This window comes from Streptomyces yangpuensis (assembly GCF_001005295.1).
Lineage (GTDB): Bacteria > Actinomycetota > Actinomycetes > Streptomycetales > Streptomycetaceae > Streptomyces > Streptomyces yangpuensis.
Genome location: NZ_LBMK01000002.1, coordinates 397,049 through 423,255, shown reverse-complemented (window position 1 = coordinate 423,255; position 26,207 = coordinate 397,049). Strand labels below are relative to the sequence as shown.

At 71.6% G+C, this 26,207-nt stretch carries 23 protein-coding genes; 13 read left to right on the top strand and 10 right to left on the bottom strand.

Annotated features, from left to right (window positions below; all coding sequences use genetic code 11):
- The first annotated feature begins 46 nt into the window (after nt 1-46).
- Entirely contained in the window at nt 47-814 is a 768-nt protein-coding gene (locus AAT21_RS07305) for a glycerophosphodiester phosphodiesterase (RefSeq protein ID WP_046775928.1), read from the top strand.
- Between the two features lie 97 nt (nt 815-911).
- Here AAT21_RS07305 and AAT21_RS07300 read toward each other — a convergent pair whose 3' ends face one another.
- Nucleotides 912-2,438, bottom strand: coding sequence for a ricin-type beta-trefoil lectin domain protein (locus tag AAT21_RS07300; protein WP_046775927.1), 1,527 nt, complete (start codon nt 2,436-2,438; stop codon nt 912-914).
- Between the two features lie 108 nt (nt 2,439-2,546).
- Between AAT21_RS07300 and AAT21_RS07295 the strand changes: the two genes are divergently transcribed.
- The 3 genes from AAT21_RS07295 to AAT21_RS07285 all read left to right on the top strand — a co-directional run bounded on the left by AAT21_RS07295 (nt 2,547) and on the right by AAT21_RS07285 (nt 7,337).
- The gene (locus AAT21_RS07295; RefSeq protein ID WP_046775926.1) at nt 2,547-3,950 is read left to right on the top strand and encodes a class II fumarate hydratase; all 1,404 of its coding nucleotides are present in this window, start codon (nt 2,547-2,549) and stop codon (nt 3,948-3,950) included.
- A gap of 112 nt (nt 3,951-4,062) precedes the next feature.
- Nucleotides 4,063-4,782: a cytidylyl-2-hydroxypropylphosphonate hydrolase gene (gene fomD, locus AAT21_RS07290; protein WP_046775925.1), complete on the top strand. Its 720-nt coding sequence runs from the start codon at nt 4,063-4,065 to the stop codon at nt 4,780-4,782.
- A gap of 308 nt (nt 4,783-5,090) precedes the next feature.
- Nucleotides 5,091-7,337, top strand: coding sequence for an ATP-binding SpoIIE family protein phosphatase (locus AAT21_RS07285; RefSeq protein WP_046775924.1), 2,247 nt, complete (start codon nt 5,091-5,093; stop codon nt 7,335-7,337).
- A gap of 63 nt (nt 7,338-7,400) precedes the next feature.
- Here AAT21_RS07285 and AAT21_RS07280 read toward each other — a convergent pair whose 3' ends face one another.
- Entirely contained in the window at nt 7,401-9,689 is a 2,289-nt protein-coding gene (locus AAT21_RS07280) for a transglycosylase domain-containing protein (protein WP_046775923.1), read from the bottom strand.
- A gap of 232 nt (nt 9,690-9,921) precedes the next feature.
- Between AAT21_RS07280 and AAT21_RS07275 the strand changes: the two genes are divergently transcribed.
- The 5 genes from AAT21_RS07275 to AAT21_RS07255 all read left to right on the top strand — a co-directional run bounded on the left by AAT21_RS07275 (nt 9,922) and on the right by AAT21_RS07255 (nt 14,727).
- Nucleotides 9,922-10,830, top strand: a complete 909-nt coding sequence (locus AAT21_RS07275; protein WP_046775922.1) for an SPFH domain-containing protein — start codon at nt 9,922-9,924, stop codon at nt 10,828-10,830.
- A complete protein-coding gene (locus AAT21_RS07270; RefSeq protein ID WP_030774585.1) occupies nt 10,827-11,060 on the top strand; it encodes a type II toxin-antitoxin system antitoxin in 234 nt (77 codons plus the stop codon). The genes AAT21_RS07275 and AAT21_RS07270 overlap by 4 nt, the downstream gene beginning before the upstream one ends.
- Before the next feature lie 105 nt (nt 11,061-11,165).
- On the top strand, nt 11,166-11,690 hold the full coding sequence (locus AAT21_RS07265; RefSeq protein ID WP_046775921.1) for a PadR family transcriptional regulator: 525 nt from the start codon (nt 11,166-11,168) through the stop codon (nt 11,688-11,690).
- On the top strand, nt 11,687-12,379 hold the full coding sequence (locus tag AAT21_RS07260; protein WP_046775920.1) for an ABC transporter ATP-binding protein: 693 nt from the start codon (nt 11,687-11,689) through the stop codon (nt 12,377-12,379). Before AAT21_RS07265 ends, AAT21_RS07260 begins: the two co-directional genes overlap by 4 nt.
- Complete coding sequence (locus AAT21_RS07255) at nt 12,376-14,727, top strand: ABC transporter permease (protein ID WP_046775919.1); 2,352 nt, start codon at nt 12,376-12,378, stop codon at nt 14,725-14,727. The genes AAT21_RS07260 and AAT21_RS07255 overlap by 4 nt, the downstream gene beginning before the upstream one ends.
- Before the next feature lie 54 nt (nt 14,728-14,781).
- Here the strand turns inward: AAT21_RS07255 and AAT21_RS07250 are convergent, their stop codons facing one another.
- Complete coding sequence (locus AAT21_RS07250) at nt 14,782-15,753, bottom strand: hydrogen peroxide-inducible genes activator (protein ID WP_046775918.1); 972 nt, start codon at nt 15,751-15,753, stop codon at nt 14,782-14,784.
- Nucleotides 15,754-15,867: 114 nt separating this feature from the next.
- Here AAT21_RS07250 and AAT21_RS07245 point away from each other — a divergent pair, with 114 nt between their 5' ends.
- Together AAT21_RS07245 and AAT21_RS07240 are read left to right on the top strand one after the other, a co-directional pair.
- Nucleotides 15,868-16,422 (top strand): peroxiredoxin, encoded by a 555-nt coding sequence (locus tag AAT21_RS07245; protein ID WP_030774574.1) that lies wholly within the window; start codon nt 15,868-15,870, stop codon nt 16,420-16,422.
- A gap of 3 nt (nt 16,423-16,425) precedes the next feature.
- On the top strand, nt 16,426-16,962 hold the full coding sequence (locus AAT21_RS07240) for an alkyl hydroperoxide reductase (RefSeq protein WP_046775917.1): 537 nt from the start codon (nt 16,426-16,428) through the stop codon (nt 16,960-16,962).
- A 61-nt stretch (nt 16,963-17,023) separates the two neighbouring features.
- Here AAT21_RS07240 and AAT21_RS07235 read toward each other — a convergent pair whose 3' ends face one another.
- From AAT21_RS07235 to AAT21_RS07210, 6 genes are all read right to left on the bottom strand, one after another.
- Complete coding sequence (locus AAT21_RS07235; RefSeq protein ID WP_046775916.1) at nt 17,024-17,743, bottom strand: hypothetical protein; 720 nt, start codon at nt 17,741-17,743, stop codon at nt 17,024-17,026.
- Entirely contained in the window at nt 17,740-18,435 is a 696-nt protein-coding gene (locus tag AAT21_RS07230; protein ID WP_046775915.1) for a hypothetical protein, read from the bottom strand. The genes AAT21_RS07235 and AAT21_RS07230 overlap by 4 nt, the downstream gene beginning before the upstream one ends.
- Before the next feature lie 133 nt (nt 18,436-18,568).
- A complete protein-coding gene (locus AAT21_RS07225; protein ID WP_046775914.1) occupies nt 18,569-19,945 on the bottom strand; it encodes an AI-2E family transporter in 1,377 nt (458 codons plus the stop codon).
- Nucleotides 19,946-20,074: 129 nt separating this feature from the next.
- Nucleotides 20,075-20,767: an aggregation-promoting factor C-terminal-like domain-containing protein gene (locus AAT21_RS07220; protein WP_046775913.1), complete on the bottom strand. Its 693-nt coding sequence runs from the start codon at nt 20,765-20,767 to the stop codon at nt 20,075-20,077.
- A gap of 445 nt (nt 20,768-21,212) precedes the next feature.
- Nucleotides 21,213-22,529 carry a PhoH family protein gene (locus AAT21_RS07215; protein ID WP_046775912.1) on the bottom strand — a complete coding sequence of 439 codons (1,317 nt, stop codon included), beginning with the start codon at nt 22,527-22,529 and terminating at the stop codon, nt 21,213-21,215.
- Between the two features lie 387 nt (nt 22,530-22,916).
- Nucleotides 22,917-23,678 carry an isoprenyl transferase gene (locus tag AAT21_RS07210; protein WP_046775911.1) on the bottom strand — a complete coding sequence of 254 codons (762 nt, stop codon included), beginning with the start codon at nt 23,676-23,678 and terminating at the stop codon, nt 22,917-22,919.
- A 126-nt stretch (nt 23,679-23,804) separates the two neighbouring features.
- Here AAT21_RS07210 and mgrA point away from each other — a divergent pair, with 126 nt between their 5' ends.
- A complete protein-coding gene (gene mgrA / locus AAT21_RS07205) occupies nt 23,805-24,842 on the top strand; it encodes an L-glyceraldehyde 3-phosphate reductase (RefSeq protein WP_046775910.1) in 1,038 nt (345 codons plus the stop codon).
- A 143-nt stretch (nt 24,843-24,985) separates the two neighbouring features.
- Here the strand turns inward: mgrA and AAT21_RS07200 are convergent, their stop codons facing one another.
- Nucleotides 24,986-25,744 carry a prepilin peptidase gene (locus AAT21_RS07200; protein ID WP_046775909.1) on the bottom strand — a complete coding sequence of 253 codons (759 nt, stop codon included), beginning with the start codon at nt 25,742-25,744 and terminating at the stop codon, nt 24,986-24,988.
- 35 nt (nt 25,745-25,779) lie between these two features.
- Between AAT21_RS07200 and AAT21_RS07195 the strand changes: the two genes are divergently transcribed.
- On the top strand, nt 25,780-26,136 hold the full coding sequence (locus AAT21_RS07195; RefSeq protein WP_046777135.1) for a DUF192 domain-containing protein: 357 nt from the start codon (nt 25,780-25,782) through the stop codon (nt 26,134-26,136).
- Nucleotides 26,137-26,207: the final 71 nt, after the last annotated feature.

The following is a 26,207-nucleotide window of genomic DNA, read 5'->3' as shown; positions in this document are numbered from 1 at the left end:
GGATGCGGTACCGGGGCGTCCCGCGCATGCGGATAACGTCGGGGGCATGACGCACACGCCGCTCCGTACCGACCGCGCCGTCAGGGTCGTCGCCCATCGCGGAGCCTCCCACGAGCACCCCGAGCACACCCTCGCCGCCTACCGGCAGGCCATCGCGGACGGTGCCGACGCCCTCGAATGCGACGTACGGCTCACCGCCGACCACAAGCTGGTCTGTGTGCACGACCGGCGCGTGGAGCGGACCTCGGACGGGCGCGGGGTGGTGTCGGAGATGACGTACGAGGAGCTGTGCGCCCTCGACTTCGGCCGCTGGAAGGGCGCGGAGCACCGCGGGGCGCAGGTGCTGCTCTTCGAGGACCTGCTGAAGGAGGCGCTGGCCGCCGACCGGCCCGTCGGGCTGGCCGTGGAGACCAAGCACCCCACGCGTGCGGGCGGCCGGCTGGAGGCCGAGCTGGTGCGGGTGCTGAAGGAGCACGGGCTGGCGGACGGCCGGGCGGGGCTGGTCGAGGTGATGAGTTTCTCGCGCAACGCCCTGATCAGGCTGAACCGGCTCGCGCCGGGCCTGCCGGCGGTCTACCTGATCGAGCGGCGGCTGCGGCCGGTCCGGCCGCCGTTCGCGGGGCATGCCGGCCCGGGCATCGATCTGGTGCGCCGGGACCCGGGGCTGGTGGGGCGGCTGAAGGCGAAGGGGCTGGCGGTGCGGGTGTGGACGGTGGACGAGCCGGCGGACGTGGAGCTGTGCGTACGGCTCGGCGTGGACACCCTGATCACCAACCGGCCGCGCGAGGTGCGGGAGTACCTGCGCTCGCTGTGACCCGGCACCGGCATGGCTACGGGAACACCCGGCCGGGGTGCGCCGGCCGGGCGTGGGGGGATCGGGTGGGGGCGGGGCGGTCAGTGCGGAGCGCCGGTCATGCGAAGCGCTGGTTCGCGGTTCCGTTGCAGGGCTGGAGGCGCAGCGGCTCATGGGCGGCGGCCACGGTCAGGCACATGCCCGGGGCGGCGGCGGGCCGCAGGGTGGCGCCGTCGCGGAGGAACTGCTGGTTGGCTCCGCCGTGGCAGTTCCAGATGATCAGGCCGGTGCCGGAGCCGTAGTTCGCGCCGGGGGCGTCGAGGCAGCGGTCCTGGGTCAGCTCGATGTGGACGGACTTGCGGGCGGTGTCGTACCACCAGCCCTGGTTGCGGCCGCCGTGGCAGTCCCAGCCCACGGTCTTCGTCCCGTTGGCGCTGGAGCCGCCGAAGGAGTCGAGGCAGTTGCCGGTGGCCTCGTTCCGGAGGGGTGCGAACTTGTCGTCCCAGGCCCCGGCCTGGAGGACGGGCCTGCCGGTGCTCGCGGGGTCGGCGCAGGAGGCCTCGCGCAGGCCCGAGTCGTAGAGCTGGGTCAGGCAGGACGCGAAGGCGCCGTGTCCGCGGTAGTTGGGGTGGAAGGACTGGCGGGCGGTGTTCTCGTCCCAGGGGAAGTGGTCCCCGAGGTCCAGGTAGAGGCCGCGGGCCCAGGTGTCCTCCATGCACACCTCGTGGCCGTGGAAGAGGCGGGAGTTGTCGAGGTAGATCGCGCCGGAGGCCAGGGCCGCCGCGCGCATGCCCTTCTCGAAGGCGGGCACCGCGTGGTTGCGGCCCCAGGTGGCGTCCGAGTCGTAGCCGGCGCAGCCGCCGGGCAGCTTCCCGGGGAAGTTCGGGTTGTCGTAGAAGTCGGGGCCGATGGGGCTGGGGTAGCCCATCACGACGAGTTTGTAGTCGGCGTCGGCGTAGCCGGCGTCGCGCATGACCGTCCTGAGGTCGGCGACCGTGGCTTCCACCTTGGGCCGCAGGCCGTCGACGCGAGCCTGCCAGCCGGGTGCGTACGTGGGCTCGCAGGCGCCCCGGCTGAGCACCCAGCGGGTCACGCAGTCGGTCATGACCGGGCCGAACTGCAGGTCGTCGTTGGCGCCGGCGACCAGCAGGACCATCTTGATCCTGGTGTTGCGGGCCTTGATGGCGAGGCTGTCGCTCTGCACCAGCTCGTCGGCGTACTGCTTGCTGCCGCCGATCCTGATGTTGCCGGTGTAGCCGCCGGAGCAGGCGACGTTGAAGGTCAGGTCGGCCGGGATGCCAGTGCGGTGGATCGCCGCGTCGGGCGAGCGGTGGCACTGGTTGGCGGGAGTGTTGGTCGCCGGGTCGTAGGTGCCGACGCCCTCGCCGGATATCTCGCTGTCGCCCAGCGAGATCAGGCCGGTCCTGCGGTCGGCCTGTGGTCGCACGGCCGGGTCGCCGTAGATCGTGACGGCTTCGGCTGCGCGGATCGCCTCCAGCTCGGGCGGGAGGGGCTTGACGACCCCGGTGGTGGTGGCCGCCTGGGCCATGGGGGTGACGGCGGTGACGCCCCCCAGGGCGGCCGCGAACGCCGCGACGGCGGCGAAGGTAGATCTGAGCGTGGATCTCGTGCGGGAACGTGCCATGGACGCCTCCCCGGATATCGGTGTTACTCACGGTATTTACTGGTCAGTAGGGGAGTTGGGAACACTTCCGACAAGAGAATTGCTCACCTTTTCGAGGAGGCAGCAGACATGACAGACGATCAGCAGGCCGGAGAGTTCCGGACGGAGCGCGACTCCATGGGCGACGTACGGGTGCCCCTGCACGCCAAGTGGCGGGCGCAGACCCAGCGCGCCGTGGAGAACTTCCCCGTCTCCGGACAGCGCCTGGAGCGGGCCCACATCGAGGCCCTCGCCCGGATCAAGGCCGCGGCGGCGCTCGTGAACGCCCGCCTCGGCGTGGTGGACCAGGACGTGGCCGACGCGATCCGGTCCGCGGCCGCCGAGGTCGCGGAGGGCCGCTGGGACGACCACTTCCCCGTGGACGTCTTCCAGACCGGCTCCGGGACCTCGTCCAACATGAACACCAACGAGGTGATCGCCACGCTGGCCACCGAGCGCCTCGGCCGGGACGTGCACCCCAACGACCACGTCAACGCTTCGCAGAGCTCGAACGACGTCTTCCCGTCGTCCATCCACATCGCCGCCACCGCCGCCGTCACGAACGACCTGGTCCCGGCCCTGGAGCGGCTCGCCGCCGCGCTGGAGCGCAAGGCGGCCGAGTTCGGGCACGTGGTCAAGGCCGGCCGGACCCACCTGATGGACGCCACCCCGGTCACCCTCGGCCAGGAGTTCGGCGGCTACGCGGCCCAGATCCGCTACGGCGTCGAACGGCTGCGCTCGTCCCTGCCCCGGCTCGCCGAACTCCCCCTGGGCGGCACCGCGGTGGGCACCGGCATCAACACCCCGCCCGGCTTCTCCGCCGCCGTGATCGCCGAGGTCGCGGTCGCGACCGGACTGCCGCTGACCGAGGCCCGCGACCACTTCGAGGCCCAGGGGGCGCGGGACGCGCTGGTGGAGACCTCGGGCATGCTCCGTACGGTCGCCGTCTCGCTCACCAAGATCTGCAACGACCTGCGCTGGATGGCCTCGGGCCCGCGGACCGGATTGGCCGAAATCAGCCTCCCGGACCTCCAGCCCGGTTCCTCGATCATGCCCGGGAAGGTCAATCCGGTGGTCCCGGAGGCCGTCCTGATGGTCGCCGCACAGGTCATGGGGAACGACGCCACCGTCGCGGTGGCGGGGGCCTCCGGCAACTTCGAGCTCAACGTGATGCTCCCGGTGATGGCCAGGAACCTCCTCGAATCGATCCGGCTGCTGGCCGCCGCGAGCCGCCTGCTGGCCGACCGCACGGTCGACGGGATCAGCGCCGACGAGGCCCGGGCCAGGGAGTACGCCGAGTCCTCGCCCTCCGTGGTCACCCCGCTCAACCGCTACATCGGCTACGAGGAGGCCGCGAAGGTGGCCAAACGGTCCCTCGCCGAGCGCCGGACGATCAGGGAGATCGTGCTGGAGTCCGGCTACGTGGAACGCGGCGCCCTCACCCTGGAACAGCTCGACGAGGCCCTGGACGTCCTGCGCATGACGCGTCCCTGACCGGCCGTCCGCACCCCCCGGGCGGGGGCCGGATCCGGTCGTTCACCGTCCCCGAACCGCTCGGTGACCTGCACCGCAGCGGGCGTACGGGCCCCCGCCCTAAGATCTGCGCATGACAGGTACCTTCGAGTCCGGGGGCGGCCGGACGCCGGGCACGCCGACCGGCCCCGCACGTGGCACGCGCTGGGCACCCGGGGACCGGATCCTCTGGCGCTACCGCGACCACGCCCCGGGACCGACGGGCGCGGTGCACATCTGCCGCCCGGTGACCGTGGTGCAGGACACCGACGAGCTGCTCGCCGTCTGGATGGCCCCCGGCACCGAATGCGTCAAACCGGTCCTCGCCGACGGCACGTCCGTCCACGAGGAACCGCTCGCCACCCGCTACACCGCGCCGCGCACCACCGTGCGCTCGCGCTGGTTCGGCGGCGGTGTCCTGAAACTGGCCCGCCCCGGGGACCCCTGGTCGGTCTGGCTGTTCTGGGGACCGGGCTGGCAGTTCAAGAACTGGTACGTGAACCTGGAGGAGCCGCGGTCCAGATGGGCCGGAGGAGTGGATTCCGTGGACCACTTCCTGGACATCGCCGTCTACCCCGACCGCAGCTGGAAGTGGCTGGACGAGGACGAGTTCGCCCAGGCCCAGCGCTCCGGCCTGATGGGCCGTGAGCAGGCGCTGCGGGTACGGGAAGCCGGCCGCGCGGCGGTCGCGGCGATCGAGGAGTGGGCCGCCCCGTTCTCGGCCGGCTGGGAGGACTGGCGGCCGGATCCGGCCTGGCGGATTCCGGCCCTGCCCGACGACTGGGACCGCACCCCGGCGCATATGACCTCATGAGACCCTTGATGCGCCCCCGGGGTTCAAACGTAGGATCGTCCTCCGCGAGGTCACGCGCTCAAGGCGGTGCGGTCGGGCCGCACACCGGCAAGTGTCTTTCCGTGCACGGGATCTGACCGGAGGTCGACACACGACGAGAGGCGACGACGGGGCGGGGGTCCGCCCGGGGCGCTCCCGGCCGTGGGGCCGGGGGAGAAGTTCGAGCGAGGTACCTCTGGGCGATGGTGCCCGGGCCGCTGAGCGGGTATACCGCGACTGACCGAGTTGAGTGCAGCGCACATCGAGCGCAAACGGACGGAATTCCACGCGTGACGGAGTACCCCACCTCCCAGGAGGGCCCGCAGCCCGTCGCCTCCGGCGGAGGTACGGACGAGGCCGGCCACGGCAAGGCGCCCATCGCCGCCACCGAGGCCGTACGCACGCATGCCCCGGGCGCCGGTGCCGGCCCCGCGGCCGAGCCGGGCGCGGCGGCCGCCGCGGCGGCTTCCGACGTGCGGGCCGCGCGCTCGGCGGCGGGCCCTGCCGCGGGGCTGCCCCGGCCGCGCGGAGCGGCGTCGGCGGAGGTCCCCGCCGGTGCGGGCTCCGGCCCGGGCCAGAACCACGACAACGCCCGTCCCCGGGACACCGCGGACGCCCCCGAGGCCCACGAGGCCGCCGCGCGCGCCACAGGGGCCGGACCGGCCCCGGCGGGCGCCGGGAGCGGCGCCGCGGGCCTCCAGGGGGCCGGCGGGCCCGGATCACCGGCAGGGGGCACCCCGGACGCGACCGCGGCGCGCCGCGAGGGGGACCGGCTGCGTTTCGTCGGCGCCGCCACCCGGCGGATCGCCCGCGGCATCGACCTCGACGAGATCGTCCTCGGCCTGTGCCGGGCGACCGTCCCGACCTTCTCCGACGCCATCCTCGTCTACCTGCGCGACCCGCTCCCGGTCGGCGACGAACGGCCCGTCGGCCCGGTCGTTTTAAGGTTGCGCCGCACCGACCGGCTGCGGCCGATCGACGACCTCACCGACATCAGCAGCACCATCGGCGCGGGGATGGAGCTCGCCGGGGCCGCGGGGGCCACCGGCGAGCTCGACTTCAGCCAGCTGCCGCTGGTCGGCCCGCAGGGTGACCTGCCCGCGGCGGAGCTGTGCGAGATCCGGCCCGGTGGCGCGCTCGCCGAGGTGCTGCGCGGCGTACGGCCCGTCTTCGGGTCCTCCGCCGCCGCCCGCACGGCGCTGCCCGAGCTGCTCGGGCTGGACCATCCGCTGCCGCGCGGCAACCGGGCGGTCCTCGCGCCCCTGCGCGGCCGCCGCCGGGTGATCGGCGCCGCGGTCTTCCTGCGCAGCCCCGAACGTCCGGCCTTCGAGCAGAACGACCTGCTGGTCGCCGCGCAGCTGGCCACCCACACCGCGCTCGGCATCGACAAGGCGGTCCTCTACGGCCGCGAGGCGTACATCGCCGACGAGCTGCAGCGCACCATGCTGCCCGACAGCCTGCCGCAGCCCACCGGGGTGCGGCTGGCCCACCGTTACCTGCCCGCGGCCGAGACGGCCCGGGTCGGCGGCGACTGGTACGACGCCATACCGCTGCCCGGCAGCCGGGTGGCGCTCGTCGTCGGCGACGTCATGGGCCACTCCATGACGTCGGCCGCGATCATGGGCCAGCTCCGCACGACCGCCCAGACCCTCGCGCAGCTGGACCTGCCGCCCGCCGAGGTGCTGCACCACCTGGACGAGCAGGCGCAGCGCCTGGGCACGGACCGCATGGCCACCTGCATGTATGCCGTCTACGATCCGGTCGCGCACCGGATCACCATCGCCAACGCGGGCCATCCGCCGCCGGTGCTGCTGCACCTGGGCGGCCGGGCCGAGGTGCTGCGCGTACCGCCCGGCGCCCCCATCGGCGTCGGCGGCGTGGACTTCGAGGCAGTGGAGCTGGACGCGCCCGCCGGGGCCACGCTGCTGCTCTACACGGACGGCCTGGTCGAGTCGCGGCTGCGGGACGTGTGGACCGGCATCGAGCAGCTGCGCGAGCGCCTGGCCACCACCGCCCAGCTGACCGGCCTGGACCACCCGCCGCCGCTGGAGGCCCTCTGCGACGACGTCCTGGACATGCTGGGCCCGGGCGACCGGGACGACGACATCGCGCTGCTCGCGGCCCGGTTCGACGGGATCGCGCCCAGTGACGTCGCGTACTGGTTCCTGGACCCGGAGGAGACCGCTCCGGGCCGGGCCCGGCGGTTCGCCCGCCGCGCCCTGACCCGGTGGGGCCTGGAGGAGCTGAGCGACTCGCTGGAGCTGCTGGTGAGCGAGGTGGTCACCAATGCCGTGCGGTACGCGGAGCGGCCCGTGACGCTGCGCCTGCTGCGCACGGACGTGCTGCGCTGCGAGGTCGGCGACGACTCCCCGCAGCTGCCGCGCCAGCGCCGGGCGCGGGACACCGACGAGGGTGGCCGCGGCCTGTTCCTGGTCAACCGGCTGGCCCGCCGCTGGGGCGCGACCCGGCTCAGCAGCGGAAAGGTCGTCTGGTTCGAGCTGCCGCTGCCGCTGCCGGCCGCGGGCGAACGCCGCTGACCGTACACGGGTGAACGAAAGAGCGCCGCCCCGCAGCCTGCTCGGCTGCGGGGCGGCGCTGTGTCAGTTGCCGGTGCCCTGGTGTTCACCCAGGACCGGCGGGTCCGGCGGCTTGGGGCCGCCTGTCTTGGTGGGTGTGGCCGTCGGGGACGTCGTCCCGCTGGGCGTCGGTCCCGTCTTGGTCGCCGTGGGAGTCGGAGACGTCTGCGTCGGGGACTGCGTCGGGCTGGTGGTGACGGTCGTCGGGCTGCTGGACGGGCTCGTCGAGGCGCTCGGCGAGGTGCTGCGGGACGGCGTCTGCACGGCGCCCATGTCGGCCTCGGTCAGCTGGAACTTGCCGGTGCTGCCGCCCTTGAGGGCGGCGAGGGTGTACGCCCTCCAGATCGAGGCGGGGAAGCTGGAGCCGCCCGCGCGTCCCAGGCCGGCGGTGCCGGTCAGGGTCACCTGGCTGTGGCTGTTGGGGTCCTCGCCGAACATGGCGACGACCGTGACCAGTTCCGGCGTGTAGCCGGTGAACCAGGCCGCCACGTTGGACTCGGTGGTGCCGGTCTTGCCGCCCGCCTCGTAGGCGCTGCTGCGGACCTTGTTGCCGGAACCGCCCTCGTCCTCCACGACGCCCTGGAGCACCTTGGTGACGGTGTCGGCGGTCTTGCGGCTGATGGCCTGGCTGCCCACCGCCTCCTGGGGGGTGAACTCGCGGTCCTTGTGCTCGGCCTTCTTGATGATGGTCGGCGTGACCTTCTTGCCGTGGTTGTCGAAGGTGGCGTAGACGCCGGCCATTTCGACGGTGTTCGCGCTCATGGTGCCCAGGGCCATGGCCGGCTTGTCCTCGGGCCAGCCCTCGCGGTCCTCCATGCCCAGTTCCAGGGCCGTCTTCTTCACGTTCGGCGGCTTGACGTCCACGATCATCTGCGCGTAGACGGAGTTCACCGAGAAGTTGGTCGCTTCCTGGACCGTCATCATCGGGGTGCCGTAGTTGGTGTTGTCCTGGTTCTGCGGGTTGAACGGGATCTTGCTGCCGACGACCGGGCGCTTGCTCGTGCCGTCGTAGAGGGCGTTCGGGGTGATCGGCTTGCCGTCCTGGGTGTTGGAACCGTTCTCCAGGGCGGAGGCGAGCACGATCGGCTTGAAGGTCGAGCCCGGCTGGTAGTCGGTGCGCAGGGCGTTGCTCGCGGACTTCTCCTCCAGGCCCACGCCGCCGTACATGGCGACGATGGCGCCGGTCTTCGGATCCACCGAGGTGGCGCCGGCCTGGACGCTCTGGTCCTGCGGGCGGTTCTTGGTGTCCTTGCGGTCGAGCTTGGACTCCAGCTCGTCGTGGACCGCCTTCTCCAGCGCGCTCTGCTTGGTCTTGTCGACGTTGAGCGTGATGTTCCAGCCGCCCGCCGTGATCATGGCGTCGGTGATGTTCTGCTTGTTCAGCTCGTCGTTGGCGGCCTGGACCAGGTAGCCCTTCTGCCCGTCCATGCCCGGGCGGGGCTTGGGCTTGATGGGCGGCTGGAGCGTCATGGTCTTGCGCTTCTCCGGGTCCAGCTTGCCCATCTCGACCATGTTGTCGAGGACGGCGTTGAACCGGATGTTGACCAGCTTGGTGCCGTTCGGGCCGGCGGTCGCGAGGTCGTACTGGCTGGGTGCCTGGATGACGGCGGCGAGGTAGGCGCCCTGTTCCAGCGTCAGCTTGTCCGCGTCGACGCCGTAGAAGGCCTGGGCCGCCGCCTGGATGCCGTAGGCGTTGCGGCCGTAGAAGTTGGTGTTCAGGTACCCGGCGAGGATGTCGTCCTTCTCCATGCGCTCGTCGACCTTGAGAGCGATCACCAGCTCCCTGAGCTTGCGGACCGCCGACTGGTCCTGCGTCAGGTAGTAGTTCTTGACGTACTGCTGGGTGATCGTGGAGCCGCCGGCCGTTCCCTTTCCGCGGACCGTGTTGAACAGGCCTCGGGCCACGCCCATCACGTCGATGCCGCGGTCCTGGTAGAAGGACTTGTTCTCGATGGCGATGAAGGCGGTGCGGACATCGACCGGGATCTTGTCGAGGGTGACGTTCTCGCGGTTCATCTTGCCGGTGTTGGCCATGATCGAGCCGTCGGACCACCGGTAGGTGTTGCTCTGGAGCGTCGCCTGCTTGTTCGGGTCGGTGGGTTCGTCCACCGAGTAGTAGAGGACGACCGCCGCAGCCATGAGCAGCAGGCTGACTCCCAGGAACGTGCCCAGGATCGTCTTCCAGTTGAAGAAGCGGCGTATGCCCGTGCGCTTCCCGGCGCCCCCGCCTTCCTTGGCGCCCTTCGCGCGTCCGCTCGGCGCCCGCCGCGCACCGCGCTGCTGCTGCGCCTTACGCGCTTCTGCTCGGCCCATCGCTCCCGCTCCGCTCGATAAACCCCCCGACGTCAACTCAGAAAGCTAACACCGCAGGCTGTGACAAAGTTTGGCCAATCCGGACTAATTCCGGTCATTTCGGACGTGAGAATCAGCACCCACATCACAGGAACCGACGCTCAGATAAGCGGATGGGTTGCCATTGCGCAAAAAAGTGATATCACTTTGCTAAGCGGCCCGACCGGCCGTGCGCAGAGAAACGGGGCGAACCATGACGAATCACATAGTCAATCCTGACGGAGTACGGGAGTTCACCGCGCGCAGCGTCGGCGGCGGACTCGCGCTGCTGCTCGGACTGGGCGGCCTGCTCGCGGGTGCGGGTCTGGTCGTGGCCGGCGCGGTGGCGTCGGCCACCGGGGTCAAGGTGGCCCTGATCGCGACCGGCGTGCTCCTGGGTCTCGCCTCCGTGATCGCGATGAGCGGACTCAACACGGTGGCCCCGGGCGAGGCCCGGGTCGTCCAGCTCTTCGGCCGCTACCGCGGCACCATCCGCACCGACGGACTGCGCTGGGTCAATCCGCTGACCTCCCGCGAGAAGATCTCCACCCGGGTGCGCAACCACGAGACGGCCGTGCTGAAGGTCAACGACGCCTACGGCAACCCGATCGAGCTGGCGGCGGTCGTGGTGTGGCGGGTCGAGGACACCGCACGGGCCGTCTTCGAGGTGGAGGACTTCACCGAGTTCGTCGAGACGCAGACGGAGGCCGCGGTCCGGCACATCGCGATCGAGTACCCGTACGACGCCCACGAGGAGGGCGGCCTGTCGCTGCGCGGGAACGCCGAGGAGATCACCGAGAAGCTCGCGGCCGAACTGCACGCCCGGGTGGAGGCCGCCGGTGTGCAGATCATCGAGTCGCGGTTCACGCATCTCGCGTACGCTCCTGAGATCGCCTCCGCGATGCTCCAGCGCCAGCAGGCGGGCGCCGTCGTGGCGGCCCGCAAGCAGATCGTGGAGGGCGCGGTGGGCATGGTCGAGCTCGCCCTGACCCGGCTGGCGGAGGAGGAGATCGTGGACCTCGACTCGGAACGCAAGGCGGCCATGGTCTCGAACCTGATGGTCGTCCTGTGCGGCGACCGCGCCGCACAGCCGGTGCTCAACACGGGCACCCTCTACCAGTGACCCCCTCCGGCGAGGAGAAGCCCGCGGGCCGGCAGGCGCGCAAGCAGGTGCTCCTGCGACTCGACCCGCAGGTGTACGACGCGCTGGCCCGCTGGGCGGGCGAGGAGCTGCGCAGCGCCAACGCGCAGATCGAGTTCCTGCTCCGCCGGGCCCTCGCCGAGGCCGGCCGGCTCCCCTCCGCCCCGGGCCCCATCCCCCGCCGGGGCCGGCCGCCGAAGCCCACGAACTGACCTCGTCCGATGCCGCTCCCGTGCCGTGCACGGGAGCGGCTTTCGCGTTTCCGCAGGCCGGACCTCTATACACTCAACGTATACACACGATGTATAGTCGGCGCCATGTCCATCGGTCACACCCTCCTGGGCCTCCTTGAGGCCGGCCCGCGCCACGGCTACGACCTGAAGCGGGCCTTCGACGAGAAGTTCGGCCACGACCGCCCCCTCGCCTACGGGCAGGTCTACTCGACCATGTCCCGGCTGCTGAAGAACGGCCTCGTCGAGGTCGACGGCATCGAGAGCGGCGGCGGCCCCGACCGCAAGCGGTACGCCATCACCGACGCCGGCATCACCGACGTCGAGACCTGGCTCTCCCAGCCCGAGAAGCCGGACCCGTACCTCCACTCGACCCTCTACACGAAGGTCGTCCTCGCGCTGCTCACCGGCCGTCGCGCCGACGAACTGCTGGACACCCAGCGGGCCGAGCACCTGCGCCTCATGCGCGTGCTGACGACCCGCAAGCGCAAGGGCGACCTCGCCGACCAGCTGGTCTGCGACCACGCCCTGTTCCACCTCGAAGCGGACCTGCGGTGGCTGGAGCTCACCGCCGCCCGCCTCGGCCGGCTCGCCGAGGAGGTGCGCCGATGACGGCCGCCCCGGCCGGCTCCCTGCTCGCCGCCACCGGCCTGCGCAAGGCGTACGGGAGCACCGACGCCCTCGACGGCGCCGAGTTCTCCATCCACGCCGGCGAGGTCGTCGCCGTCATGGGACCCTCCGGCTCCGGCAAGTCCACGCTGCTGCACTGCCTCGCCGGGATCGTCCCGCCCGACTCCGGCTCCATCGTCTACGCCGGCCGCGAGCTCACCTCCATGAACGACGGCGAGCGCAGCGAGCTGCGCCGCACCGAGTTCGGCTTCGTCTTCCAGTTCGGCCAGCTCGTACCGGAACTGACCTGCGTGGAGAACGTCGCCCTCCCCCTGCGCCTGACCGGCGTCAAACGCAAGGAGGCCGAGCGCACCGCCCTGCACTGGATGGAGCAGCTCCAGGTGGAGGACCTCGGCGCCAAGCGGCCCGGGGAGATATCCGGCGGCCAGGGGCAGCGCGTGGCCGTCGCCCGCGCCCTCGTCACCGGCCCCCGGGTGATCTTCGCCGACGAGCCCACCGGGGCCCTCGACTCCCTCAACGGCGAACTCGTCATGCAGCTGCTCACGGAGGCCGCCCGGTCCGCGAACGCCGCCGTCGTGCTGGTCACGCACGAGACGCGCGTGGCCGCGTACTCCGACCGCGAGATCGTCGTGCGCGACGGCAGGTCACGCGACATGGAGCGGATCGTATGAGCCGGCCGCGGGTATGGACCCGGGACCTCGGCATGGGCACCCGCTTCGCCTTCGGCGGCGGCCGCGAGGGGTGGATCCGCACCCTGCTCACCGGGGTCGGCGTCGGTCTCGGCGTCGCACTGCTGCTGATCAGCACCGCCATCCCCGGAGCCCTCACCGCCCGGTACGAGCGGGGTGACGCACGGTCGACGATGCACTCCGACACGGCCGACGCCCCCGGGCCCGACACCCTCCTGTACGCCAGGATCGGGCAGACGTACCAGCGCAAGGACATCGAGGGGCACGTCCTGCGGGCGGAGGGCCCCCACGCCCCGCTGCCGCCGGGCCTGAAGAAGATCCCGGGCCCGGGCGAGCTGGCCCTCTCCCCCGCCCTGGACCGGCTGCTGAAGTCCTCCGAGGGCGCCCTGCTGCGCGAACGGCTCGACGGGCCGGTCAGCGAGATCGTCGGGGACCAGGGCCTGGTCGGCCCCGGCGAACTGCTCTTCTACCTGGGCAGCGACACCCTCACCAAGAACGGCCCCGATGACCACCGCGTCGAGCGCATCACGAGCTTCGGCTACGAGACGGACCGCGACACCCTCGACCCCGTCCTCATGCTGATGGTCGTCCTGACGTTCGTCGCCCTGCTGATGCCCGTCGCCGTGTTCATCGCGACCGCCGTCCGCTTCGGCGGGGAGCGGCGCGACCGCAGGCTCGCCGCGCTGCGGCTGGTCGGCGCGGACAGCCGGATGGTGCGCCGCATCGCGGCCGGCGAGGCGCTGGCCGGCTCCGTGGTCGGACTGGTCCTGGGCACCGGGTTCTTCGCCGTCGGCCGCTCCCTGGTCGGCAGCGTCAGCCTCCGGCAGCGCAGCGTCTTCCCCGCCGACCTCGACCCCGCGCCCTGGCTGGCCGCCCTGGTAGCCGTCGCGGTGCCCGCGGCGGCGGTGGCCGTGACCCTGTTCGCGCTGCGCGGCGTGGTCATCGAGCCGCTCGGCGTCGTCCGTACGGCCAAGCCCTCCCGGCGCCGCATCTGGTGGCGGCTGCTGCTCCCGCTCGTCGGCATCGGACTGCTCCTGCCCATGGGCGGCCGCGGCAACAACCACGGCAGGTTCAACCAGTGGCAGGTCAGCGGTGGCGTGGCGCTCCTGCTGATCGGGATCACGGTGCTGCTGCCCTGGCTGCTGGAGCGTTTCGTGGGGAAGACGGCCGGCGGCCCGGTCTCCTGGCAGCTGGCGGTCCGCCGGCTCCAGGTCGACAGCGGCGGCGCCGCCCGGCTCGTCAACGGCATCGCCGTGGCCGTCGCCGGTGCCATCGCCCTCCAGATGCTCTTCGCGGGCGTCGAGGGCGACTACACCGAGTCGACCGGCCAGGACCCCTCCAGGGCCGCCGTCGCCGTCCTGGCCAACCGCGCGTCGGACGCCCGGGTCGACGACCTCGCACGGCGGATCGCTTCCGTACAGGGCGTCACCCGCGCGGTCGCCCTGACCTCCACGCAGGCCGCCCACGGGATGCCCGCGGAGGAGGACACCATCCAGGTGACCGTCGGCACCTGCGCCGCGCTCGGGGAGGTCGCCACGCTCGACTCCTGCAAGGAGGGCGACGCCTTCGTCCTGACCGGCCCCTCCTCCACGGGGATCTACGGGGGCACGGCGAAGCCCGGCGAGGAGCTGTTCGTCGGCAACGTGCGGCGCTACGCGTCCGAGCCGGACGACCGGCCCGGTCCGGTGAAGTGGCAGGTCCCGGCGGGCGCCCGTACGGTCCCCGCCCGGGAGGACCCCTCCGGGGCCCTGCGCACCGGCCTGCTGGTGACCCCGTCGGTCGCACCGAAGGAGCTGGGCGACTTCCCGGACGCGAAGGTCTTCGTGCAGGTCGACGAGTCCGGTCCGGACGCCCTGGACCGGGCGCGCAACGCCGTCTTCGAGGCGGACCCGCTCGTCACGGCGATGACGCTGCGGCACAGCACCCAGGCCGCCGGCTTCTCCTCGATCCGCACGGGGCTGTTCTTCGGCGCCGCCGCCGTACTGGTCCTGATCGGCGGGAGCCTGTTCGTCTCCCAGCTGGAGCAGCTGCGCGAGCGGCGGAAGCTGCTGTCCTCGCTCGTCGCCTTCGGTACCAAGCGCTCCACTCTGAGCCTGTCGGTGCTCTGGCAGACGGCCGTGCCGATCGTGCTGGGCCTGGTGCTGGCGGCCGCGGTGGGCACCTCCCTCGGAGCCGTCCTGATGTCGATGGCCGCCCAGCCGGTCCGGATCGACTGGCCCTCGGTGCTCGGGATGACCGGGGTCGGCGCGGGCGTGGTGGCCGCCGTGACCCTGCTCAGCCTGCCGCCGCTGCTGCGGATGATGCGCCCTGACGGCCTGCGTACGGAGTGACACCCGTACGCCCCTGAACCCGTACGCCCGCTCCCCGCGGCCCGGCCACACCCCCTAGTCGGTGGGCCAGACCGGGAGCGGGCGTACGGCTTCGCGCAGGGCTGCGGCGATCGCGGCGAACTCCTCCTGGCGGGCGGTCCCCGTGCGCATGGCCAGGGCGATCCGCCGGGAGGGCGCGGGCTCGGCGAAGCAGCCGGTGGACAGGTACTCGTTGCGGGCGGTCTCCAGCCGCAGCGCGGTCCGCGGCAACAGCGTCACCCCCATTCCCCCGGCGACCAGTTGTACGAGCGTGGACAGTCCGGCGGCGGTCGTGGTGACATCGGCCCCGGTGGTCCGCCCGGCCTCCCGGCAGATGTCCAGGGCCTGGTCCCGCAGGCAGTGCCCCTCGTCCAGCAACAGCAGCTGCAGGTCGCGCAGTTCGTCGAGCGGGATGTCCCGGCGTCCGGCCAGCGGGTGGTCGCGCGGGGCGAGCAGGACGAAGTCCTCGTCGAAGAGGGGCAGTTCGCTCACGCCGGGTACGCCGAGCGGCACCGCCAGCAGGAGCAGGTCCAGGCGGCCGGCGGCCAGCCCCTCCAGCAGCGAGCCGGTCTGCTCCTCGTGCACCTGCAGGTCCACCCGCGGGTAGCGCCGGTGGAACAGCCCGAGCACCGTCGGCAGCAGGTAGGGCGCCACGGTGGGGATCACCCCGAGTCGCAGGACCCCGGTGAAGGGGGCCCGTACCGCCTCCGCCTCCTCCAGCAGCCCGCCGACGGCGTCGAGCACCACCTGCGCCCGGACGGCGATCCGCTCGCCCGCCGGGGAGAGCAGCACCTTGCGGGTGGTGCGCTCCAGCAGCTGCACGCCGAGGGCCTCCTCCAGCGCGGAGACGGCGCCGGAGAGCGCCGGCTGGCTCATCCCGATGGCCGCGGCGGCGTCACGGAAGTGCAGGTGCTCGGCGACCGCCGCGAAGGCGCGCAACTGAGCGAGGGTGGGTTGCTTCGCTCCCCTATTACCGACAGCCACTGATAGGTACCTCCGATCACCCATAACAAGACTAGCTATTTCCATAATCAATGCAGGCTGTGCCAGCATGTGAGACACGTCCAACCCCCTCGGAAAGCCCCCCAAAAGGGGTCATTTCCCATTGATCAAGGAGAGCGCGTGCTCACTGTTGGTGACAAGTTCCCCGCCTTCGACCTGACCGCCTGTGTCTCGCTCGAGGCCGGTTCCGAGTTCGCGCAGATCGACCACAAGACCTACGAGGGCAAGTGGAAGGTCGTCTTCGCGTGGCCGCTCGACTTCACCTTCGTGTGCCCGACCGAGATCGCCGCCTTCGGCAAGCTGAACGACGAGTTCGCCGACCGTGACGCGCAGGTCCTCGGCTTCTCCCTGGACTCCGAGTACGTGCACCACGCCTGGCGCAAGGACCACGCCGACCTGCGTGACCTGCCCTTCCCGATGATGTCGGACATCAAGCGCGAGCTCTCCGCCGAGCTGGGCATCCTCGGCGAGGACGGCCTGCCGATGCGCGCCGTCTTCATCGTCGACCCGAACAACGAGATCCAGTTCTCGATGGTGACCGCCGGTTCCGTGGGCCGTAACCCCAAGGAGGTCCTGCGGGTCCTCGACGCCCTGCAGACCGACGAGCTGTGCCCCTGCAACTGGAACAAGGGCGACGCCACGATCGACGCCGGCGCGCTGCTGGCCGGTGAGTGACGGATGTCCCTCGACTCCCTGAAGGCGTCCGTCCCGGACTTCGCCAAGGACCTGAAGCTGAACCTCGGTTCGGTCATAGGCAACAGCGACCTCCCGCAGCAGCAGCTGTGGGGCACGGTCCTGTCCTGCGCGATAGCCGCCCGCTCCCCGCGCGTCCTGCGTGAGCTGGAGCCGGAGGCGAAGGCGAACCTCTCGCCCGAGGCGTACACCGCCGCCAAGTCCGCCGCCGCGGTCATGGCGATGAACAACGTCTTCTACCGCACGCGGCACCTGCTCTCCGACCCGGAGTACGGCACCCTGCGCGCGGGCCTGCGGATGAACATCATCGGCAACCCTGGCGTGGAGAAGATCGACTTCGAGCTGTGGTCCCTCGCGGTCTCCGCGATCAACGGCTGCGGCCAGTGCCTGGACTCGCACGAGCAGGTCCTGCGCAAGGCCGGCGTCGACCGCGAGACGATCCAGGAGGCCTTCAAGATTGCCTCGGTGATCCAGGCCGTCGCGGTCACCCTCGACGCCGAGGCCGCCATCGCCGGCGAGTAACGGCATCCCGTACGACGCAGGGGCCCGCGACCGGAAACGGTCGCGGGCCCCTGCTGCACTGTCAGTCCTTGCGCAGTGCGGCCATCAGCGCCCGCACGTCCTCGACGGCCGCCGCCGTCAGAGCGTCCGGGTCGGGCCGTGCCGGCGGGGTCGCTCCCGCGTCGGTCTCCTCGTCGCGCGAACCGAAGACCGCCAGCTCGACGGTGAACACCGCGCCGCCGTCACGGACGCGCAGCTGGAGGCCGTCACCGGTCTCGGGCACGCGGACCAGTGCCTGCTCCCCCAGGCCGGGCACCTCCTCCCAGGGGACGTCCGTCTCGAAGAGCCGCTCGTAGAACGAACCCAGTGCGAACTCGGGCGCCGGATCGCTCTTCTTGTGCAGCTCGACCAGGAACAGGGCGGAGAACCCGTCCGACCCGCCCGAGCCGCCGCCGTCGTAGCTGCACGACGCCCAGTCCATGGCCGGATGCCGGCCGGTCCTGTTCGGGCTGGAGTCCGCGAAGCCGCCCATCGCCCGCCCGAGGGCCGGTGCCTCGAACTGCTTGCACAGGTTGTCCGTGACCGCGTACCGGACCTCCGGTTCCGTCGGCCGCAGCCGGTCGGCGAAGGCGTACAGCCCGACCGCCCACAGCGCGGACGTGACCACGACGGCCGTCGCGACCCACCACCACACCCGGTCCGCCCGCCGCGCGGGCACGGCGCCGTCCCGGGCATCGTCCTGGGCGACCTCCGGCGGGCGCGCCGACTCCCATGCCCCGTCGAGCTCGGGCTCGCTGATCATCCCGCCCCCTGCTCCTTCAATGCCGTCATCAGCGCGCGGGCGTCCTCAACCATCGCCGCCTGCATCACGGCGGTGTCAGTCGGCGCGTTCTGTACCGTGCCGGTGCCGTAGGCCTCGATCGTGAACACCGCCCCGCCGTCCAGCACCCTGAGTTGGACGACCCCGTCCCCGGGGGTCGTGAAGAACACCGCGCGCTCACCGAGACCCTGCACCGCCTCGGTGCTCCCCGCACCGAGCGCGGCGACGAGCCCGAGCGACGGTACGTCGAACTCAGGCGCGGGATCGGTCTTCCTGTGCAGATCGACCTGCGCCCGCACGGTGAGGCTGGACACGCTCTCGCCGTTCCGCAGCTCGCAGACGGCCCCGCGCACGGCCGGGTGGTCGTGCTCCTTGTTCACCGGCCGGTAGCGGTGCAGGTCTCCAGCGATCTGGCCCAGCGCACGGGCCCGGAAGTCCTCGCAGAGGTTCTCCGCGGCCCGGTACGAGAGCTCCGGCGCGGCGAGCCGGTCCCCCAAGGCGTACAGCCCGCCCGCCCACACCGCCGAGGCGATCGCGGCCCCGCTCAGCGCCCACAGCCACGGCCGCCGTGCCCCCGGGCCGTCCGCCTCCGCTCCGTGCGGTGCGAGCCGCTCCGCCGGCCCTTCCGCACGGTCGGTCTGCCACCCGCCGTCGAGCTCCGGATCGCTGATCATCCCTGTCCCCCCGTTCACCATTGCTTCCCGGGCGCCACCAGCCGCGCCCGCACGCCTTCGATCATGGCAGCCCGGACCGCCCCGACGTCCGGCTCCGGTGGCCGCGATCCGGCCGGACATGGCCCGGCGGGTCCTACGGCCGGGGGTACTCCTCGTCGTCGGGTGCCACGCCCAGCGCCGTCGAGCCGTGCGGCGCCGGGCCGACCATCCCCGCCCCGAGGTGGTGCTGGTCGCGCGAGTACGCCTTCAGGTAACCCACCACCGTGTTGGTGACGGCCACCAGCGGAACGGCGACGACCGCCCCGCCGATGCCCGCGATCATCCCGCCGGCGGCCACCGCGAGCACCACCGCGAGCGGGTGGACCCGTACGGCCCGGCCGAGGATGAAGGGCTGGAGCACATGGCCCTCGATCTGCTGCACCGCCAGGACCACCAGCAGCGCCATCAGGGCGGTGAACACCCCCTGGGTCACGAGCGCCACGACGACGGCGAGAGCGCCCGAGATGACCGCACCGACCAGCGGGATGAAGGCGAACAGGAAGATGAAGACGGCCAGCGGCACCGCCATCGGCACGTCCAGGAAGTACAGCCCGAGGCCGATGAAGACGGCGTCGATGAGGGCGACGATGACCGTGCCGCGGACGTACGCGGTCAGCGTGCGCCAGGCGCGCGGACCGGCGCCGGCGACCCCGGCGCGGGCGGCGGCCGGGACCAGACCGAGCGCCCAGTTCCAGATGCGCTTGCCGTCGTAGAGCAGGAAGAGCGTCGAGAACATCGCGAGCAGCATGCCGGTGAGGATCTCGACGAGGACCGTCACGCCCTGGAGACCGGCGGTGGTGATCTGCTCGGTGTTGGTGCCGATGGTCTCGCTGAGGTTCTTCGCGATGTCGTTGATCTGCTTCTCGGTCACGTGGAACGGACTGTCCAGCGCCCAGAGTTTGAGTTCGTTGATGCCGTCGCGGACCCGGTCGGAGAGGTCGTCGAGGTTCTCCATGACCTGCCAGACCACGAACCAGCCGACGAGCCCGATGACGACGAAGCCGAGGACCGCGGTGACGGCGGTGGCGAGGCCGCGCGGCATGCCGAGCCTGCGCAGCCGGACGACGAAGGGCTGGAGCATCGCGGTGACGAGCATGGCGGCCGCGAACGCGAGGACGACCAGGCGGACTTCGCTGATCACCTTCATCAGCACCCAGAGCATCCCGGCGAGCAGCAGCAGCCTCCAGCTGGCCTCGGCCGCGACGCGCATCCCCCACGGGACCACGCTCGCCGGGTCGGGCCGCTCCGGGCGCCGGTAGCGCTCCGCCGCGACCGGGGCGGCCGTGGCGACCGTGTGCGTCTGCGCATGGGCGCCGGCCCGCTCGGGAGCCTTCGGAGCCGCCGCGTCCGGCCGCGGCCGCTCGGGCAGATCGCCGCCGCTCTCGACCTCGGCGCGCCGCTCGTTGAGCCGCGCCTCCATCGCGGTCAGCCTGCTGCCCAGCCGGCCGAGCCAGCCTTCCCTCTTCGCCATGTCACTTCCTTCCCCCGCCCCCCGTCTACGGGCACACCCCGATGACCGTACACGCGAGGAGCCCCGCACCGTACGACGGTGCGGGGCTACCCGGGGTCGAGCTGTGCCGCCGCGGTGCGGCGGAGGCCGTCAGTACCAGCCGTTGGCCTGGTGGAAGGTCCACGCGGCGCACGGGCTGCCGTAGCGGTCCTCCATGTAGTTCAGGCCCCACTTGATCTGCGTGGCGGGGTTGGTGCGCCAGTCCGCGCCGGCCGAGGCCATCTTCGAACCGGGGAGCGCCTGGACCAGACCGTACGCCCCGGAGGACTTGTTCACGGCCAGGTAGTTCCAGGTGGATTCCTGGTTGATGATGTTCGAGAAGCACTGGAACTGACCGGCCGGAACCATCTGCTGGGCGATGGCCTTGACCTGAGCGACCGTGTAGGAGCTCTGGACGGCGAAGTCACCGGCGTCGCGGGCGGCGGAGCGGCTGGCGACTTCCTTCGCCTCGCGTTCCTTCTTCGCCTTCTCGTCGGCAGCCTTCTGCGCCTCGGCCTTCTTGGACTTGGCGTCCTCGGCGGCCTGGAGGCGGGCGGCCTCCTCGGCGGAGCGCTTGGCGTCGGCATCGGCGGCGTGCGCGATGGTGTCGGCCTGCTGCGTCAGGGACGCGCTCTGGACCTCCGCCTGGTCGCCGGCGGGGATGTCTGCGAGGAGGGTCGCCCCGGACGCGGTCGTCTCGAGATCGTTCGTGGGGTCGCCGGTGGCAACGCCCACGACTGCGCCGACGGTGGTGACCGCGGTGGCCGAAGCCACTGCGAACCCCCGGACCGAGATCCGGCTCACACGGTGTCCTTCCAGCAGCGTCCGCAGTGACCGCGCGGAGCAAGAGTGCCCTCGACTCTGGCCTCCGTGGTGCGACGGTCACTGGAGGCACGGGCCCGTGGGCAACTCCCCTGCGGGGGCTGCCGCGTGAAACTGCGGGCGGCATACGGCCATCGGCTGTGGAGTTGTGGTGCTGCGCGTACCTCACGGGAGATACAGGTGTGCCGTATGCGGGGCCTGACGGAAACCAGACTCTGCCGGACCTCGACACCGCAAGGCAATTCTCCGTTGCGTGGGAAAGGTCACACCTGGCATGTCGCCGTCTCTATCGACAAAGGGCTGTGCAGCACGACGCCGCCCGGCTAGGCTCTGTGGCCTTTGCCGGGCGGCGCCAACTCGCCTTCCCGTTATGGGGTTTTTGACCGGTTCCGCGGCCGGCCGGGCCGGGTCACCGGCCCCACCCGGATCAGAGGGTCTCCAGCATCTCGGTGACCAGGGCGGCGATCGGGGACCGCTCGGATCGCGTCAGCGTGATGTGCGCGAAGAGCGGATGCCCCTTCAGCTTCTCGACCACGGCGACCACTCCGTCGTACCGGCCGACCCGCAGGTTGTCCCGCTGGGCCACGTCGTGGGTCAGAACGACCCGCGAATTGGCCCCGATCCGGGACAGAACGGTCAGCAGGACGTTCCGCTCCAGCGACTGCGCCTCGTCCACGATCACGAAGGCGTCATGGAGCGAGCGGCCCCGGATGTGCGTGAGCGGCAGGACCTCCAGCATCCCGCGGTTCAGCACCTCCTCGATGACCTCACGGCCGGCGACCGACGAGAGCGTGTCGAAGACCGCCTGCGCCCAGGGGCTCATCTTCTCGGAGGCGTCACCCGGCAGGTAGCCGAGGTCCTGGCCGCCGACGGCGTACAGCGGCCGGAAGACCATCACCTTCTGGTGCTGCCTGCGTTCCAGGACCGCCTCCAGGCCGGCGCAGAGCGCCAGCGCGGACTTGCCCGTGCCGGCCCGGCCGCCCATCGAGATGATCCCGATCTCGGGGTCGAGGAGGAGATCCAGCGCGATGCGCTGCTCGGCGCTGCGCCCGTGCAGCCCGAAGGCGTCGCGGTCGCCCCGTACGAGCCTGACGTTGCCGTCGGCGGTGACCCGGCCCAGGGCCTTGCCCCGCTCGGACTGCAGGACCAGCCCCGTGTGCACGGGCAGTTCCGCCGCTTCCGGTACGTAGAGCCGCTCCTCCGAGTAGAGGAGGTCGACCTGCTCCCCGGAGAGGCCGATCTCGCTCATGCCGGTCCAGCCGCCGTCGGTGATCGCGAGCTCGGCGCGGTACTCCTCCGCGATCAGCCCCACGGAGGAGGCCTTGATGCGCAGGGGGAGGTCCTTCGAGACGACGGTGACGTCGTAGCCCTCGGCCTGGAGATTGCGTGCGACCGCGAGGATCCGGGAGTCGTTGTCCCCCAGCCGGAAGCCGGCGGGCAGGACGCCGGGGTCTGAGTGGTTGAGTTCGACGCGCAGGGTGCCGCCCAGATCGCCCAGCGGGATGGGTGCGTCCAGGCGACCGTTGCGAACCCGGAAGTCGTCGAGCAGGCGCAGGGCCTGGCGCGCGAAGTAGCCGAGTTCGGGATGGTGCCTCTTCGCCTCCAGCTCGGTGATCACCACGATCGGGAGCACGACCTCGTGCTCGTCGAAGCGGGAGATCGCGTTGGGGTCTGCCAGCAGGACGCTGGTGTCGAGGACGTAGGTCCGCCTGTCGGGCAGGCGGCGCTTTGTGCTGGTCACCACGGAAGGACGTACCCCCTCGGAAGAGGTCGGGCCATGAAGACCGGACCGGTCATCGGCACCCATGCCAGGGCCGATTTCCGGCCCTCCACTGCGTCCGTGCGAACCGCACGTGCGTCCTGGTGCAAAGGGCCTCCCGGGCGGACGACCCCATGCCGTCCGCTGAGACTCGACACCCGTGGATCGGGCATCGACCTGAAAGGGATATTCCCCGATCAGGCCAGGCCATGCCATGGCATATGACGGACGCTCGGTGAATCCCTGGTGAAGGCTTCGAGGGGAGGGAAGGACGGGACCGAGGGGGAACCGGATGGCCGGAACCCGAAGGGGGTGTCCTGGGAGCCGGGCCGGCCTCGCCGGCCCGGCTCCCAGGACACCCCCTACCCGCCGTCAGGTGCCGTAGCGCCGGTGGCGGGCGGCGTAGTCGCGCAGGGCCCGCAGGAAGTCGACCTTGCGGAAGGCCGGCCAGAAGACCTCGCAGAAGTAGTACTCGGAGTGCGCGCTCTGCCACAGCATGAACCCGGACAGCCGCTGCTCGCCGCTGGTGCGGATCACGAGGTCGGGGTCGGGCTGGCCGCGCGTGTAGAGGTGCTCGGCGATGTGGTCGATGTCGAGGATCTCGGCGAGCTCCTCGAAGGAGGTGCCCTTGCGCGCATGTTCCAGCAGCAGTGAACGCACCGCGTCGGCGATCTCCTGGCGGCCGCCGTAGCCGACGGCGACGTTGACGAGTATCCCGTCGACGTCGTGGGTGGCCTGCTCGGCCTCCTTGAGGACCGTCTGCGTCCCGGCGGGCAGGATGTCCAGGTTGCCTACGTGGTGGACGCGCCAGCGGCCGTCCGCGGCGAGGCCCCGCACGGTGTTCTCGATGATGTTGAGCAGCGGGCGGAGTTCGACCTCGGGCCGGTCCAGGTTGTCCGTGGAGAGCATCCACAGGGTGACGACCTCGACGTCCGTCTCCGTGCACCAGCCGAGCATCTCGGAGATCTTGTCGGCTCCGGCCTGGTGGCCCTGCTCCGTCGTACCACCGGACGCCTTCGCCCAGCGACGGTTCCCGTCCAGGATGACGCCGATGTGCTTGGGCGACGCGTCATGGTCGAGGCGGCCTTCCACCCGGCGTGCATAAAGCCTGTACACCAGGTCGCGCAGCTTCACGATCTTCCAGCCCCTCCGTGCGATGCCCCCGTGCGAATTGCGGTCCCCCCGAGTGCGCCACATTACTGCGCGGCGGGATGGGGTACCCAACTCGGTCTGTCACAACTCCGTGATAGGGAGGACAACGTGACTGATACCAATCCCTATCGGGCAGAGCCCTCGCGCTACGGCTCCATGGAGTACCGGCGCACCGGCCACAGCGGCCTCAAGCTCCCCGCCATCTCCCTCGGCCTCTGGCACAACTTCGGTGACGACCGGTCCCTGGAGTCCCAGCGGGCGATCCTGCGCCGCGCCTTCGATCTCGGCGTCACCCACTTCGACCTCGCGAACAACTACGGACCGCCGCCCGGATCGGCCGAGCTGAACTTCGGCAAGATCTTTGCGCAGGACTTCGCGTCCTACCGCGACGAGCTGATCCTGTCGACCAAGGCCGGCTACCTGATGCACCCCGGGCCGTACGGCGAGTGGGGCAGCCGCAAGTACCTGCTCAGCTCGCTCGACGCCTCGCTGAAGCGGATGGGTGTGGACTACGTCGACATCTTCTACTCGCACCGCTTCGACCCCCAGACCCCGCTGGAGGAGACCATGGGCGCCCTCGCGTCCGCGGTCCAGCAGGGCAAGGCGCTCTACGTCGGCGTCTCCTCGTACACGGCCGAGCAGACGGCGGAGGCCGTGCGGATCCTGCGCGGCATGGGCGTGCGTCCGCTCATCCACCAGCCCTCCTACTCCATGATCAACCGCTGGACGGAGGAGGACGGCCTGCTGGACGCCCTGGAGGACGCCGGCATGGGGTGCATCTCCTTCGCGCCGCTCGCGCAGGGCCTGCTGACCGACAAGTACCTCAAGGGGATCCCGGCCGACTCGCGCGCCGCCCAGGGCAAGTCGCTGAGCCCCGACCTGCTCTCGGACGACGTGCTGCGCCGGCTGGCCGGACTGAACGAGATCGCCTCCCGCCGCGGCCAGTCCCTCGCCCAGCTCGCGCTCACCTGGGTGCTGCGCGACGAGCGGATGACCTCGGCCCTCATCGGTGCGTCGAGCGTGCGGCAGCTGGAGCAGAACGTGGCCGCTCTGGCCGGTGCACCGCTGTCCGAGGAGGAGCTGAAGGAGATCGACTCCTTCGCGGTGTCCACCCCCGGCACCAACATCTGGGCCCAGCGCGGCTGACCTGCGTTTTTGCCTCAACGCCCTTGCGGGGGACGGGTGAACGAAAAACGGGCCGGTCCGTGGGGGGGATACGGACCGGCCCGAGGGGGGGGGTTCCACCATAACCCTTCGTAAAGCATGCTGCGTGCATCGGCGCGCCATGATTACGCTCCGAAACCACCCAGCAGCACTCCGGTGAGTGCTCCGGCCGCCATGAAGGGGCCGAAGGCGAAGCCCTGGTCACGGGTGGCGGAGCCGCGCAGGAGCAGGGTCAGGCCGTAGAGCGAGCCGTAGAGGAGGCCCAGGAAGGCCCCCGCGGCCCATACCCCCCACCCGTACCACCCAAGAGCGACCCCCAGCGAGAGCGCCAGCTTGACGTCGCCGAGGCCCATGCCGGCGGGGTTGATCAGATGGAGCACCAGGTACGCCGCCCCGAGCGCGCCGCCGCCGAGCAGGGCGAGCCGCCAGGACCCGGCCGCGCCGGGCAGCAGGGCGGAGATCCCGAGCAGGGCGGCCGCCCCGGCCGCGAGCGGCAGGGTCAGTACGTCGGGCAGCCGGTGCACGGCCCGGTCGACCAGGGCGAGCAGGACGAGGAGCGGGGCCAGTCCCGCGTACGCCGCCGCCTCGGGCCGCACCCCGACGGCGGCCGCGACCAGGGCGCAGACCGCCGCGGTGAGGACGGCCGGGAGCACGGCGCGCGGCCCGTACGCGTGCGCCGCCCCGGAGCCCGCCGGCCCGGAGCCCGCCGGCCCGGACGGGCGGCAGCGGGCCGGGCCGAGCCAGCCGCGCAGCGGGTGCCCCTGCGGGCAGTGCTCCCGCCACGGCTCCCCCGGCTCCACGGACAGCCGGTAGGCCGCGCGCGGCAGCAGCAGCCCGGCGGCCACGCCGTACCCGGCGGCGACAACGATCACGAACACACCCATGGGGGCGAAGGTAGACACCCCTTAAGGTGACCGCCATGGCGCACTGGTACGACGGTCCCGCCGCGTTGCGGGTCGGCACGGACCCGACGCGGATCCCGCTGGAGGTCGCCGCCTCCTACCGGGCGAGGACACGGGGGCTGCTCGGCCGGGACGGGATCGACGGGGCGATGCTGCTGACCCCCGCGGCGAGCGTGCACACCTTCCGGATGCGGTTCGCGATCGACGTGGCGTACCTGGACCGGAACCTGCGGGTGCTCGACGTGGTCACCATGGCCCCGGGCCGGCTCGGGCTCCCCCGGCTGCGCGCCCGGCACGTCCTGGAGGCGGCGGCCGGCGCGATGTCCGGCTGGGGCCTGACGGCCGGGACCACGCTGGCAGTGGACACCCCTTAGGCGCTGTCGTCGAAGTAGCGCCGGGCAGGCCCGCGGTGTCCGGTGCTGCGCCTCGCACGGCGGAGGGGCGC

Coding starts and splice junctions, on each gene's coding strand:
- AAT21_RS07250 (WP_046775918.1), bottom strand. CDS start 15,753: ATGGGTGATCGGAGGTACCTATCAGTGGCTGTCGGTAATAGGGGAGCG.
- AAT21_RS07225 (WP_046775914.1), bottom strand. CDS start 19,945: ATGGCGAAGAGGGAAGGCTGGCTCGGCCGGCTGGGCAGCAGGCTGACC.
- AAT21_RS07280 (WP_046775923.1), bottom strand. CDS start 9,689: ATGGGCCGAGCAGAAGCGCGTAAGGCGCAGCAGCAGCGCGGTGCGCGG.
- AAT21_RS07295 (WP_046775926.1), top strand. CDS start 2,547: ATGACAGACGATCAGCAGGCCGGAGAGTTCCGGACGGAGCGCGACTCC.
- AAT21_RS07305 (WP_046775928.1), top strand. CDS start 47: ATGACGCACACGCCGCTCCGTACCGACCGCGCCGTCAGGGTCGTCGCC.
- AAT21_RS07200 (WP_046775909.1), bottom strand. CDS start 25,744: ATGGGTGTGTTCGTGATCGTTGTCGCCGCCGGGTACGGCGTGGCCGCC.
- AAT21_RS07235 (WP_046775916.1), bottom strand. CDS start 17,743: ATGATCAGCGAGCCCGAGCTCGACGGGGCATGGGAGTCGGCGCGCCCG.
- AAT21_RS07230 (WP_046775915.1), bottom strand. CDS start 18,435: ATGATCAGCGATCCGGAGCTCGACGGCGGGTGGCAGACCGACCGTGCG.
- AAT21_RS07195 (WP_046777135.1), top strand. CDS start 25,780: ATGGCGCACTGGTACGACGGTCCCGCCGCGTTGCGGGTCGGCACGGAC.
- fomD (WP_046775925.1), top strand. CDS start 4,063: ATGACAGGTACCTTCGAGTCCGGGGGCGGCCGGACGCCGGGCACGCCG.
- AAT21_RS07260 (WP_046775920.1), top strand. CDS start 11,687: ATGACGGCCGCCCCGGCCGGCTCCCTGCTCGCCGCCACCGGCCTGCGC.
- AAT21_RS07255 (WP_046775919.1), top strand. CDS start 12,376: ATGAGCCGGCCGCGGGTATGGACCCGGGACCTCGGCATGGGCACCCGC.
- AAT21_RS07300 (WP_046775927.1), bottom strand. CDS start 2,438: ATGGCACGTTCCCGCACGAGATCCACGCTCAGATCTACCTTCGCCGCC.
- AAT21_RS07240 (WP_046775917.1), top strand. CDS start 16,426: ATGTCCCTCGACTCCCTGAAGGCGTCCGTCCCGGACTTCGCCAAGGAC.
- AAT21_RS07265 (WP_046775921.1), top strand. CDS start 11,166: ATGTCCATCGGTCACACCCTCCTGGGCCTCCTTGAGGCCGGCCCGCGC.
- AAT21_RS07275 (WP_046775922.1), top strand. CDS start 9,922: ATGACGAATCACATAGTCAATCCTGACGGAGTACGGGAGTTCACCGCG.